11 protein-coding genes and 1 pseudogene are annotated in these 13,133 nt (G+C 68.4%); 10 read left to right on the top strand and 2 right to left on the bottom strand.

The annotated features are described in order from the left end of the window. The first annotated feature begins 88 nt into the window (after positions 1-88). A complete protein-coding gene (locus OG921_RS15515; protein ID WP_266113369.1) occupies positions 89-316 on the top strand; it encodes a DUF3107 domain-containing protein in 228 nt (75 codons plus the stop codon). Positions 317-374: 58 nt separating this feature from the next. On the opposite strand, the gene OG921_RS15520 is transcribed toward OG921_RS15515, so the two are convergent. Next, positions 375-1,031, bottom strand: coding sequence for a TetR/AcrR family transcriptional regulator (locus OG921_RS15520; RefSeq protein WP_266113370.1), 657 nt, complete (start codon positions 1,029-1,031; stop codon positions 375-377). Positions 1,032-1,368: 337 nt separating this feature from the next. Between OG921_RS15520 and OG921_RS15525 the strand changes: the two genes are divergently transcribed. The 3 genes from OG921_RS15525 to OG921_RS15535 all read left to right on the top strand — a co-directional run bounded on the left by OG921_RS15525 (position 1,369) and on the right by OG921_RS15535 (position 4,528). Beyond that, a complete protein-coding gene (locus OG921_RS15525; RefSeq protein WP_266113605.1) occupies positions 1,369-2,310 on the top strand; it encodes a DUF3152 domain-containing protein in 942 nt (313 codons plus the stop codon). Positions 2,311-2,384: 74 nt separating this feature from the next. Beyond that, positions 2,385-3,584, top strand: a complete 1,200-nt coding sequence (moeZ, locus tag OG921_RS15530; protein WP_266113371.1) for an adenylyltransferase/sulfurtransferase MoeZ — start codon at positions 2,385-2,387, stop codon at positions 3,582-3,584. An 89-nt stretch (positions 3,585-3,673) separates the two neighbouring features. Next, on the top strand, positions 3,674-4,528 hold the full coding sequence (locus OG921_RS15535) for a TIGR02569 family protein (protein WP_266113372.1): 855 nt from the start codon (positions 3,674-3,676) through the stop codon (positions 4,526-4,528). Between the two features lie 13 nt (positions 4,529-4,541). Here OG921_RS15535 and OG921_RS15540 read toward each other — a convergent pair whose 3' ends face one another. Beyond that, positions 4,542-5,201 carry a FadR/GntR family transcriptional regulator gene (locus OG921_RS15540; protein ID WP_266113373.1) on the bottom strand — a complete coding sequence of 220 codons (660 nt, stop codon included), beginning with the start codon at positions 5,199-5,201 and terminating at the stop codon, positions 4,542-4,544. Positions 5,202-5,291: 90 nt separating this feature from the next. Between OG921_RS15540 and OG921_RS15545 the strand changes: the two genes are divergently transcribed. From OG921_RS15545 to OG921_RS15570, 6 genes and pseudogenes are all read left to right on the top strand, one after another. Next, entirely contained in the window at positions 5,292-6,536 is a 1,245-nt protein-coding gene (locus tag OG921_RS15545; RefSeq protein ID WP_266113374.1) for an MFS transporter, read from the top strand. A gap of 147 nt (positions 6,537-6,683) precedes the next feature. Continuing rightward, complete coding sequence (locus OG921_RS15550) at positions 6,684-8,114, top strand: NarK/NasA family nitrate transporter (RefSeq protein WP_266113375.1); 1,431 nt, start codon at positions 6,684-6,686, stop codon at positions 8,112-8,114. Between the two features lie 29 nt (positions 8,115-8,143). Then, on the top strand, positions 8,144-10,651 hold the full coding sequence (gene nirB / locus OG921_RS15555; RefSeq protein ID WP_266113376.1) for a nitrite reductase large subunit NirB: 2,508 nt from the start codon (positions 8,144-8,146) through the stop codon (positions 10,649-10,651). Positions 10,652-10,743: 92 nt separating this feature from the next. Next, positions 10,744-11,133, top strand: a pseudogene (nirD, locus tag OG921_RS15560) (nitrite reductase small subunit NirD); the annotation flags it as partial. 122 nt (positions 11,134-11,255) lie between these two features. Beyond that, positions 11,256-12,428, top strand: coding sequence for a uroporphyrinogen-III synthase (locus OG921_RS15565; RefSeq protein ID WP_266113377.1), 1,173 nt, complete (start codon positions 11,256-11,258; stop codon positions 12,426-12,428). After that, positions 12,425-13,126 (top strand): sirohydrochlorin chelatase, encoded by a 702-nt coding sequence (locus tag OG921_RS15570; RefSeq protein WP_266113378.1) that lies wholly within the window; start codon positions 12,425-12,427, stop codon positions 13,124-13,126. Before OG921_RS15565 ends, OG921_RS15570 begins: the two co-directional genes overlap by 4 nt. Positions 13,127-13,133: the final 7 nt, after the last annotated feature.

Genomic DNA, 13,133 nt, shown 5'->3' on the forward strand with positions numbered 1-13,133 from the left:
ACAGCGCAGCGCCGCCGCGGCGCTCGCCTGTCGGGCTCGACTAGCCTTTGCGGTGTCAGGAATTCGGTCGAAGTTTCGGAGGTTGGCCGTGGAGGTCAAGATCGGTATCTCGGACAGCCCACGCGAGCTGGTCGTGAACAGCAATCAGACGCAGGACGAAGTCGAGGCCCTCGTCACCGGGGCTTTGTCCGGCGAAGGCGGCGTGCTCACCCTGATCGACGACAAGGGTCGCAAGGTTTTGGTGCAGGCGCAGAAGGTCGCCTATGTGGAGATCGGTCCGAGCACGGCGGGGCGGGTCGGGTTCGCCGCGATCTGATCGACCGCCGCCCGGATCGATTCAGCGCCTCGGAGCTCGATCGATCCGGCGCACCGTTCTAGTGGTTCAACGGGACGTGCGACAACCCACCCCAGGCCAGTGCGACGGTGGTGTCGACGGCGTCTTCCTTCGGAATCGGACGGTCGGCTTCGAGCCAGTAGCGCGCGGTCACCTGGCTCGCGCCGACCAGTCCGACCGCAAGAATCCGGGCTCGGTACGGATCGAGGCCGGAGTCCTCGGCGACCAGATCGAACACCGCATCGACGCAGGCCTCGGTCGCGTGGTCGACCCGCCGCTGCACCTGCGGCTCGCCCATCAGATCGGACTCGAAGACCAGCCGGAATCCCTGCACCTCGGTATCGACGAAGTCGTAGAACGCCGCCACCGCCGCGCGCACGCGCTGCTTGTTGTCGGTGGTCGAGCGCAGCGCCTGCCGCACGCCGCTGACCAGGCTGTCGATGTAGCCCTCCAGCACCGCGAGGTAGAGGTCAAGCTTGCTCGGAAAGTGTTGGTAGAGAACGGGTTTGCTGACGCCCGCGCATTCGGAAATCTCGTCCATGCCGGACGCGTGATAGCCGCGCACGACGAACACTTCGCTGGCCGCTGCGAGGAGCTGCACACGGCGCTCGTCCCGCGGCAGGCGGCCACCGCGCTTGGCGCTCGGGCGGCCGGCACCTGGTTGGTCCGGCCTGGGCCGGTCCGCGAGATCCGTCATTATGCTCCCTATCACGATTCCGGCACTGCTGTGACGGACATTCATGCACGATACATCTGCTGCTCCGGGCCGTTTCCGTCCTACTGGCCGATGTTGCGGCGCGGCATCGGCCACGTACGCGGCACTATGAGATTCTGGGCTGGTGACCAACCAACGGGGAGCGCGGTTACATGGCCGGGACGGACCACCATCGCGCGGCGATGTCGAGCCGGCCCCGCGCGGTGACGTGTCGCGCGACGGACCGCCCGGTGGCGACGGTCGCGCCTTCGGCGGCGACGGTGGCGACGGTCGCGCCTTCGGCGGCGACGGTGGCGACGGTGGCGACAGCTATCAGCCGCTGCGGGCCTCCTGGGATCCCACGCAGCCGGACCGCCGGGCGCGGCCGCCGCGGCCGGAACGGCGGGCGAAACGGCAGAGTCGCGTCGGCCGTTTCGTTGCCACCTACGGTTGGCGCGCCTACGCGATTCCGATCCTGCTCGCGGCGACCGCCTGGGTGATCGTCGACGCGGTGACCGGCGGTGAGCCGATGGCCGGTGACGCCCCCGCCGACCCGGGCTTCGGCACGCTGAGCCGGGACACCGACGGCACCGGCGTAATCGGCGTCCCACCGCGCGGTGACGGCAACTTCGCCCAGACGCTGCCCGCGGGCACGCTGCCCGAGGGTGGGGCGATCACCGCCGCCGGCGCGGGTACATGGCACATCGTTCCCGGGACCTCCGATCAGGTGGGCAAGGGCGCCGAGCGCGCGTTCACCTACACCGTCGAGGTCGAGGACGGAATGGACACCGTCGGCTTCGGCGGCGACGAGGCGTACGCCCGCATGGTGGATCAGACTCTGTCCAACCCGAAGAGTTGGACGCGCGACGAGCGTTTCGGGTTCCGCCGGATCGACGCGGGGGAGCCGGATTTCCGGATCTCGCTGTCCTCGCAGGCGAGCACCCGGGATGCCTGCGGCTTCGACATCCAGATCGATACGTCCTGCTACAACCAGGGTCTCGGTCGGGTCGTGCTCGACGAGGCGCGCTGGGTGCGTGGGGCGACGTCGTTTCAGGGCGATATCGGTTCCTACCGGCAGTATCAGATCAACCACGAGGTCGGGCACGCGATCGGTTACCAGGAACATCAGCCGTGCGAGTCCGACGGCGGGCTCGCGCCGGTGATGATGCAGCAGACGTTCGGCACGGCCAACAATGACATCGCCACCCTCGATCCCGACGGCATCGTGCCCGCGGACGGGAAAGTGTGCCGCTTCAATCCCTGGCCGTTCCCGCGCGGCTAGTGGAGGCTGCGGGATGATCGGTTGCAGGTGAGGCGTTGCACCAAATCGAACGCATTCGTATGTGAGGAGTCGACGTGTCGTCGAACAGCTCTCTGCCCCCCAGCTCTTTACCGGCGCTGGTGGAGCCCAGCGCCGAACTGAGCCGTGACGAGGTCGCGCGCTACAGCAGGCATCTGATCATTCCCGATGTCGGCATGGCCGGGCAGAAACGCCTGAAAAACGCCAAGGTGCTGGTGATCGGCGCGGGCGGGCTCGGCTCTCCGGCGCTGTTGTACCTGGCCGCGGCCGGTGTCGGGACGCTCGGCATCGTCGAGTTCGACGAGGTCGACACCTCGAACCTGCAGCGTCAGATCATCCACGGCGAGCCCGACGTCGGCCGGCCGAAGGCGGAGAGTGCGCGCGACTCCATTCGCAACGTGAACTCCGACGTCAAGGTGAACCTGCATCAGTTCCGGCTCGAACCCGACAACGCGGTGGAGCTGTTCCGGCAGTACGACCTGATCCTCGACGGCACCGACAACTTCGCCACCCGTTACCTCGTCAACGACGCTGCCGTACTCGCCGGCAAGCCCTACGTATGGGGTTCGATCTACCGGTTCGAGGGGCAGGTGTCCGTCTTCTGGGAGGACGCGCCGGACGGGCGGGGCCTGAACTACCGCGACCTCTACCCCGAGGCGCCGCCGCCCGGCATGGTGCCCTCGTGCGCGGAGGGTGGGGTGCTGGGTGTGCTGTGCGCGTCGATCGGTTCGGTGATGGTGACCGAGGCGATCAAGCTGATCACCGGCATCGGCGAGCCGCTGCTCGGCCGGTTGATGGTCTACGACGCACTCGACATGAACTACCGCACCATCAAGCTGCGCCGCGATCCGGACCGTCAGCCGATCACCGAGCTCATCGACTACGAAGCGTTCTGCGGCGTGGTGTCCGAGGAAGGACAGGCGGCGGCTGCCGGTTCGACGCTCACCGCCGCGGAACTGCGCGATCTGCTCGACGCCGGAAAGCCGGTGGAGCTGATCGACGTTCGCGAGCCGGTCGAGTGGGACATCGTGCGTATCGAGGGCGCGCAGCTGGTCCCCAAGGACCGCATCCTCTCCGGCGAGGTGCTCGCGGACCTGCCGCAGAACAAGCCGATCGTGCTCTATTGCAAGACCGGCGTGCGGTCGGCCGAGGCGCTGGCAGCGCTGAAAAAGGCGGGCTTCTCCGACGCGACGCATCTGCAGGGCGGCGTGGTCGCCTGGGCGCGTCAGGTCGACCCGTCGCTACCGGTGTACTGACGCCGGATCCGGTGTGGCGCGCCGCCACAGTGCCGTTGCTGTGGCGTGCCGCCACGGTGCGGCGTGCGGGCGGCGGTACGTTGACGGGCGTGACCTCGCCCGAACCTCCCGAACATGTGCGCTCGACCTTCGGATTGCGTGGCACAGAACTGCATCCGCTCGGAATGAGCCGGGACGGTGGCTGGCGGTGCGGGGACGTCGTGCTCTCGCCGGTGGCCGACCATGCGCGCGCGGCCTGGTCGGCGAAGGTGCGCGAGAACTTGGTTGTGGACGGGCTGCGACTCGCTCGCCCGGTGCGCGGCACCGACGGGCGCTACGTCGTCTCGGGGTGGCGCGCCGACACCTTCGTCGAGGGCAACCCGGAACCCCGGCACGACGAGGTCGTCTCGGTGTCCCTGCGGCTGCACGCTGCAACGGCGCCGCTGGAGCGTCCCCGCTTCCTGTCGCAACCGCCGACCGCGCCGTGGGTGGACGTGGACGTGTTCGTCGCCGCGGACCGCGCGGCCTGGGAGGCGGTCCCGCTGCGCAGCCTCGGACCGTCGGTGCGCGAGTACGCGGCGTCCTCGGACACCGAGCAGAGCCTGGCGATGCTGGTGCGACTCGCGACCCTGCGCAAACCCGTCGAGACGCCGGCGCAACTGGTGCACGGCGACCTGTTCGGCACCGTGCTGTTCGCCGGCTCGATGGCGCCCGGTCTGGCCGACATCACACCGTACTGGCGGCCCGCGCCGTGGGCGGCCGGCGTGGCCGTGGTGGATGCGGTGTCGTGGGGCGGCGCCGACGAAGGTCTACTCGAGCGGTGGGACGACTTGCCCGAGTGGCCGCAGATGCTGTTGCGCGCGGTCATGTTCCGGCTCGCCGTGCACGCCCTGCATCCGCGCTCGACCGCCGATGTGCTGCCCGGGCTCGCACACACTGCGGACCTGATCCGGATGATGCTCTGAGCAATTCGCTGGTTCAGTAGCCGGCGAGCAGTTCGTCGAAGAAGCATCGCGCGGCCCGCGCCGCGCGTTCGGTGTCGCCGGCGACGACCGCGTCCACGAGTTCGGTGTGCTCGGCGTGGAACGAACCACCGTCCCGGGAGGTGCGCAGCCGGACGCCCTCCTCGATGACCGGCAGCAGCGAGTCGTAGAACTCCAGATAGACCGCGTTGTGGCTGGCGACGACGATCGCGCGGTGCAGCTCGACGTCCGCCACGATCGCGCGCGGGTTGTCCTCGTCCCACGCCAGCTTGCGCTCGTCGAGCAGGCGTTGCAGCGTCGCGATGTCGGTGTCGGTTCGGCGTTGGGCGGCGAGGGCCGCTGCGGTGGTGTCGAGCGCCTGACGTAGCTCGAGCACGTCGCGTTCGTGTGCGTCGGCGAAGTATTTGCCGAGCGCCCCACCGAGATCCGAGGTGGCGATCACGAAGGTGCCCGAGCCCTGTCTGCGCTCCAGCATGCCGGCGTGGACGAGTGCTTGTACCGCCTCGCGCACGGTGTTGCGGCCCGCGCCGGTGCGTTCGGTGAGTTCCGGTTCGGTCGGGATGCGGCTGCCGACCGGCCAGTGCCCGGCCCGGATCTCGGCGCGGAGCAGCTCGGTGACCTGTGCGATCAGGCCGGAGCGGCGGACGGGCTGCATGGCTCGTCATTCTGCGGGCGTGGACCGGACCGTGTCGAGTCGCCCCGCCGGTGTTTGGCAGAAAACATAGGGTCATCCTATGATTTCGTGGTGACCGCACTGCAGACGACGAGGCACGCCGACCAGCGACCGCTGCTGCGGGGCCGGCTGCTGGTATTCGTGGCAATTGCGCTGTCGGCCCTGACGCTGCGCGTCGCGGTCACCTCGTTCACCCCACTCGCCGACCAGGTCGGCGCGGATATCGGCTTCTCCAGCACCGTGGTCGGCATTTTCGGCATGGTCCCGACGGCGATGTTCGCGGTGTTCGGCCTCGTGACGCCGGCGATCGCGGTCCGGCTCGACCTCGAACGCACCGCCGCGCTGGCCATGCTCCTGGCCGGTGCGGGGATGCTGGCGCGCGCGCTGGTTTCCGACGTCGCGCTGATGCTCGCGCTGTCGGCGGTCGCGCTCGCCGGGATGGGCATCGGCAATGTGGTGATTCCGCCGCTGGTGAAGCGCTACTTCGGTGACCGGCTCGCGATGCTGAGTTCGCTTTACATCATGCTCGTCCAGCTCGGCACGGTGCTGCCTGCACTGGTGGCGGTGCCCGTCGCGGACCGGTTCGGCTGGCGGGTCTCGCTCGGCATGTGGGCGCTGGTCGGGTTTGCCGCGGCACTGCCCTGGTTGATGATGTTGCGCGCGACGCGCGCCGACGTTGGGGCGCGCAGACCGCGCGCCGAGGCGGGCGCAGCACCGGGCCGGCCCTGGCACTCGCCGGTGGGCTGGGGATTGGCGTTGATGTTCGGCGCCACCTCGCTGACCACGTATGCGATGTTCACCTGGATCCCGAAGATTCTGACCGACGCCGGCTCGAGCACGGCGTTCGGTGGCAGCATGGTCGCCCTGTTCGCGCTGGTCGGGCTTGCCGCGGCGCTGACGGTGCCGGTGTTGTGCGTGCGGATGGTGAATCCGTTCCCGATCGTGGTCATGTGCGCGGTCTGCTACGCCATCGGCTTCACCGGCCTGCTGGTCGCCCCGATGGCCGCACCGGTGCTGTGGGTGGCCGCGATCGGCTTCGGTCCGAGCACCTTCCCGCTGGCACTCACGCTGATCAATCTGCGCACCCGCACACCCGCCGGGTCGCAGGCGCTGTCCGGCTTCGCGCAGGGCATCGGCTACACGATCGCCTGTGTCGGCCCCGTGCTGTTCGGCATCCTGCACGACGCCTCGGGTGGCTGGGGTGTGCCGTTCGCGATGCTCGGCTGCGCCGTCGCCGTCCAAGTCGGCGCCGGCTGGGTCGCCTGCAAACCGCGGCTGCTCGAGGACAGCTGGACCAAATCGGATTCGCGCAGGTAGAAGGCATTCGTCCTCACCGAGGGTAGTTCTCACCGGTGAGGGGGAGCGAAGGTGAGAACCCTTTGACGCAGGGGTCACCGAGCGCGACATTGCGGCAATACCGGTTCCTTACCTTTGGGTCACCAATCCGACCTTGGAGGAACCTCGGTGGCCACAATCACCCGCAATCTCAAACGCAATCACGATATCGAGCACTGGGACGCCGAAGACGTCGTTGCCTGGGAATCCGGAAACAAAAACGTCGCCAAGCGGAACCTGATCTGGTCGATCTTCGCTGAGCATGTGGGCTTCTCGATCTGGTCGATCTGGTCGGTGATGGTGCTGTTCATGCCGCAGGACGTCTACCACATCGATGCCGCGGGCAAGTTCTACCTGGTCGCGGTGCCGACGTTGGTCGGCGCGATCCTTCGGGTGCCCTACACCGTCGCGACGGCCAAGTTCGGCGGCCGAAACTGGACGCTGTTCAGCGCGCTGGTGCTGCTCGTCCCGACGCTGCTCACGCTGTTCTTCATCAACCGGCCGGAAACCTCGTACACGACGTTCATCATCGTGGCGGCGTTCGCGGGTCTCGGTGGCGGCAACTTCGCCTCATCGATGACCAATATCAACGCCTTCTACCCGCAGCGCCTCAAGGGCTGGGCGCTCGGCATGAACGCGGGCGGCGGCAACATCGGCGTTCCCGTCATCCAGCTCGTGGGTCTGCTCGTGATCGCGACCGTCGGCAACACCGAACCCTCGATCGTCTGCGCGGTGTACCTGGTCCTGATCGCCATCGCCGCGGTTGGCGCCGCCCTTTTCATGGACAACCTGCGCAACCAGCAGTCCAACCTCAAGGCGATGGGCAAGGTACTGAAGTTCTCCCAGTCGTGGGTGATGAGCTTCCTCTACATCGGCACCTTCGGCTCGTTCATCGGGTTCAGCTTCGCGTTCGGCCAGGTGCTGCAGATCAACTTCCTCGCCAACGGCGACACGGCAGCTCAGGCGTCGCTGCACGCGGCACAGATCGCGTTCATCGGTCCACTGCTCGGGTCGATCTCGCGGCCGTTCGGTGGCAAGCTCGCCGACCGCATCGGTGGCGGCAAGATCACGCTCTTCGTGTTCACCGCGATGATCGCCGCGGCAGGCATCCTGGTGACCGCCGGCACGATCGACGACAACTCCGCGGGCGCGGTCGGCGGTGGCGTGATGACGGCATACGTCGTCGGTTTCATCCTCCTGTTCGTGCTGTCCGGCATCGGCAACGGCTCGACGTACAAGATGATCCCCTCGATCTTCGAGGCGAAGTCGAAGAGCCTCGACGCCGACAAGGCCACCCAGGCCGCGTGGTCGCGCAACATGTCCGGCGCCTTGATCGGTTTCGCCGGCGCCATCGGTGCGCTGGGTGGCGTGTTCATCAACCTGGTCCTGCGCGCCAGCTACACCGGCGCGGCGAAGTCGGCCACCAACGCGTTCTGGGTGTTCCTCGCCTTCTACGTGATCTGCGCATTGGTCACCTGGGTCGTCTTCCTTCGGCAGCCGTCGGCGCGGTCGGTGCACTCGACCCCCGCCGCGGGCGAGCCCGTGTCCGTCAAAGCCTGATCGCCGCAATACCCCTCTCTGGAGACACGATGACAACGCAGAAGCTGATCCTCGTCGGCCACGGCATGGTCGGTCACCGGTTCGTCGAGGCGCTGCGGGCGCGCGACGATGCAGACCGGTGGCAGGTCACGATCCTGTGCGAGGAGACGTTCCCGGCATACGACCGGGTCGGCCTGTCGTCGTACGTGGGCAATTGGGATCCCAAGGAGCTCGCTCTTGCGGGCAACGATTACCTCGGTGACGGCAGCGTCGAGCTACGGCTCGGCGAGCGAGCCGAGGTGATCGACCGGGATGCGCGCAAGGTGACCACCAGCTCCGGGGCAGTGCTCGAATACGACGCCCTGGTGCTGGCCACCGGCTCGTACCCGTTCGTGCCGCCGGTGCCGGGGCACGACAGCGACAAGTGCTTCGTGTACCGCACGCTCGACGACCTGGATGGCATCCGTGCCGCGACCGAAGCGGCCGGCCCCGGCGCGACGGGCGTCGTCGTCGGCGGCGGCCTGCTCGGGCTGGAGGCGGCGAACGCACTGCGGCTGCTCGGCATGTCGCCGCACGTCGTCGAGTTCGCCCCGCGGCTGATGCCGTTGCAGGTCGACGAGGGTGGCGGCGCGCTGCTTGCGCGACTCGTCACCGAGCTCGGCCTGAGCGTGCACACCGGCGTCGGCACGGCGGGGGTCGAAAAGACCGACGACGGGTTGCGGGTCGAGCTCTCCGACGGTTCCACGATCGATGCCGCGCTGCTGGTGTTCTCCGCCGGCGTGCGGCCGAGCGATCAGCTTGCTCGCGCGGCCGGGCTCGAGGTGGGCGATCGAGGCGGCATCGTGACCGATATCGGTTGCCGCACTTCGGATCCCGAGATCTACGCGATCGGCGAGTGCGCGGCGATAGAAGGCCGCTGCTACGGACTTGTCGCGCCCGGATACAGCAGCGCCGAGGTGGCTGTGGACCGGCTGCTCGGCGGTGCCGCCGAGTTCCCCGGTGCCGATCTGTCCACCAAGCTCAAGCTGCTCGGCGTCGACGTGGCCAGCTTCGGCGACGCGCACGCGACCACCGAGGGCGCGCTCGAGGTGGTGCTCAGCGATGCGGCCAAGGGCACCTACGCGAAGCTGGTTGTCTCCGACGACGCCAAGACGCTGCTCGGCGGCATCCTGGTCGGCGACGCGTCGCCGTACGCCTCGCTGCGGCCGCTGGTCGGGCGTGAACTGCCCGGCGACCCGGCCGCGCTGATCTCGCCGGCAGGCGAGAAGCCGGGCGCGGGCTCGCTGCCCGACGACGCGGAGGTGTGCTCCTGCAACGCGGTCACCAAAGGCTCGATCTGCGGCGCCATCGCCGAAGGAGCCTGCGATATCGCGCAGGTCAAGGCGTGCACGAATGCCGGCACGACGTGTGGTGGCTGCCTGCCGACAATCAAGCAACTGCTCGCATCGTCGGGCGTGGTGCTGTCGAAGGCGCTGTGTGAGCACTTCGAGCAGTCGCGGGCCGAGCTGTTCCAAATCGTGCAGGCCACCGACACGCGCACATTCTCGGGGCTTATCGCCAAGTACGGGAAGGGCGCCGGGTGCGACATCTGCAAGCCGGTGGTCGCGTCGATCCTCGCGTCGACCGACTCCGGCCACATCCTGCACCCCAAGCAGGCCGGCCTGCAGGACACCAACGATCACTTCCTGGCCAACATCCAGAAGAACGGCACGTACTCGGTGGTGCCGCGGATGCCCGGCGGGGAGTGCACGCCGGAGCAGCTGATCGTGATCGGCGAGGTCGCTCGTGACTTCGGCCTTTACACCAAGGTCACCGGTGGTCAGCGCATCGATCTCTTCGGTGCCCGCGTCGAACAGTTGCCCGCGATCTGGCAGCGGCTGGTGGCTGCCGGCATGGAATCCGGGCAGGCGTACGGCAAGTCGCTGCGCACCGTCAAGAGCTGTGTCGGATCGACCTGGTGCCGCTACGGCGTGCAGGACTCGGTGGGTATGGCGGTGTCGCTGGAACTGCGTTACCGCGGTCTGCGTTCGCCGCACAAGCTGAAGTTCGGTGTGTCCGGTTGCGCCCGCGAGTGCGCCGAGGCGCGGGGCAAGGACGTCGGCGTGATCGCCACCGAAAGCGGCTGGAACCTTTACGTGTGCGGCAATGGCGGTCAGTCGCCCAAGCATGCGCAACTGCTGGCCGGTGGACTCGACGACGAGACGCTCGTCCGCTATATCGACCGGTTCCTGATGTTCTACATCCGCACCGCCGACCGGTTACAGCGCACCGCGCCGTGGCTCGAGGCGATGGATGGTGGCCTCGACCACCTGAAAGCGGTCGTCTGCGCGGACAGCCTCGGTATCGGCGCCGATCTGGAGACCGCGATGGCGAAGCACGTGGAGGGCTACAAGGACGAGTGGGCCGGTGTGCTGGAGGATCCGGAGAAGCTGTCTCGGTTCGTCTCGTTCGTCAATGCACCGGAGGAAGCGGATCCGACTGTGCAGTTCGACGAGTCCGGTGCCCGCAAGATCCCGGTGCTCATGGGTATGCCGATCATGCCCGATGTTGCGCGGTGACGGGCGGTGCTTACTCCGAGGGAATGCGCACTTAACGACTGGTTAACACACGCTCGCGAGACTGGTGTGGCTGGTACTAGGAGGGACCACCAATGACAGCTATCGATTCCAGGCCGCATGCCGGGCGCGCAACCGGGCGCGACACCGTGCACGACGGTCGGCTCGAATGGACGTCGGCGTGCCCACTGAGCCAGTTGATCCCCGGCCGTGGCGTGGCGGTACTGCTCCCGAACCGTGAGCAGGTCGCACTGTTCCTGCTCGACGACGGTTCGCTGCACGCCGTGGGGAATGTCGATCCGTTCGGTCGGGCGGCGGTCATGTCGCGCGGGCTGGTCGGTGACCGGGGCGGCGTGCCGATCGTGGTGTCACCGCTGCTCAAGCAGCCGTTCTCGTTGCTGGATGGACGCTGCCTCGAGGACGAGGCGGTGGTGCTGCCCGTGTACGACGTGCGGGTGTGGGCCGGCATGGTTCAGGTACACAGCCGGGTCGGGCTCGGGGCGCACAGCCGGGTCGGGCTCGGGGCGCACAGCCGGGTCGGGCTCGGGACGCACAGCCGGGTCGGGCTCGGGGCACACAGTCCGATCGGGTTTCGGGTGGACGGCGCGTGACGCCGACGATCGAGAGCGTCAGCAGGGACGGCGAACCACTGACCGGGTTCGCCATCGGTGTCACCGCGGCGCGCCGCGCCGACGAGTTCGCCACGCTTCTCGAACGCCGCGGGGCAACCGTGCTGCGCGCGCCCGCAATTCGGATCATTCCGCTCGCCGACGATTCCGAACTGGAACGGGTGACCAGGGAGATTGCGGCGAACCCACCGGATATTGCGGTCGGCACCACCGGTATCGGTTTCCGCGGCTGGATGGAAGCCGCGGACGGCTGGGGACTGGCCGATGAACTCGTCGACGCGCTCGGCAAGGCCCGCACGCTCGCCCGCGGTCCCAAGGCCAAGGGCGCGATTCGTGCCGCCGGGTTGTCCGAGGAATGGTCGCCGGACTCGGAGTCCTCCGCCGAGGTTCTCGACCATCTGCTCGCCGAAGGTGTCGACGGCATGCGGATCGCCGTGCAGCTGCACGGCGCCACCACCGAGTGGGAGCCGATTCCGGATTTCTGCGAGGCACTGAAATCTGCTGGTGCCGAGGTTATTCCGGTGCCGGTGTACCGGTGGACGCCGCCGTCGGACCAGGCCCCGATGGACCGCATGATCGAGTCGATCGTGACCGGTGGACTGGACTGCGTGACGTTCACCAGCGCGCCTGCGGTGGCGTCGATGTTGATGCGGGCCAAGGAGACCGGCCTGCTCGAACCACTGGTGCGCACATTGAGCGATCGTGTGCTGCCCGCCTGTGTCGGTCCGATCACCGCCGCGCCGCTGGAAGAGCTTGGGGTGCGGACCACGATGCCGGCGCGGGCCCGTCTCGGCGCGCTGGCCCGGCACGTGGCCGAAGAACTTCCCCGGCGCGCCAACCGGATTCACGCCGGTGGCCATGTGCTCAGCGTGCGCGGTGGTTGTGTGGTCGTCGACGGTGAAGTCAAGCAATTGCCGCCCGCGGCGATGGGGCTGATGCGCACGCTCGCCCACCAGCCTGGGCGCGTCGTGTCCCGGCCTGCGCTGCTCGCGGCGCTGCCCGGCGGCGGCGAGGACTGCCATGCCGTGGAGACCGGTATCGCCCGGCTGCGGGCGGCGCTCGGCGCGCCCAAGGTGATTCAAACCGTCGTCAAGCGTGGCTACCGGCTGGCGATGGACCCGGCCGACGTCGAGGCGGCGGTGGGCACATGAGCGAATCGCCGGTTCTGGTGCTGGTGGCGCACGGCACGCGCAGCACCCGCGGCGTCGACATGATTGCCGCGCTCGCCGACCGGGTGCGCGAAATTGTGCCGCGCGTGCGGGTCGCCTTCGTCGACGTCCTCGGCCCGTCACCGGCCGAGATACTCGCCGACCTGGAGGGTCCGGCTGTTGTGCTGCCGGCATTCCTTGCGTCGGGCTACCACGTGCACACCGATGTGCCGCGCGAGGTGGCCGCGAGCGGGCACCGTGCGGTCGCGGTGACGCGCGCGCTCGGCCCGGATCCCACCCTGGCCTCGATCGTGCACGCTCGGCTGCGCGACGCGGGGTGGCGACCGGGCGATGCCGTTGTGCTGGCCGCCGCCGGGTCGTCGGACCCGCGCGCGCTCGCGGACGTGCGTCGCGGGGCAGGGATGCTCGCCGAGCAGGCCGGTGGTGCGGTACGGATCGGATACATCGCGACCGGGCAACCCCGCGTCGCCGATGTCGTTGCGCAACTGCGCTCCGACGGGCACCGACGGGTATTCGTGGCCTCGTATCTATTGGTGCACGGGCTGTTTCAGCAACGTCTGCATACCGCGGGCGCCGATGGTGTGACCGAGCCGATCGGTGAACACCCGGGCGTGGTCGAGTTGCTGGTGCAGCGCTACCGAGCCGGGGTGTCCGAACTCGACCGCGTGGCGGTGCGCTGAGCCGCGG

Source organism: Aldersonia sp. NBC_00410 (assembly GCF_026342035.1).
GTDB lineage: Bacteria > Actinomycetota > Actinomycetes > Mycobacteriales > Mycobacteriaceae > Aldersonia.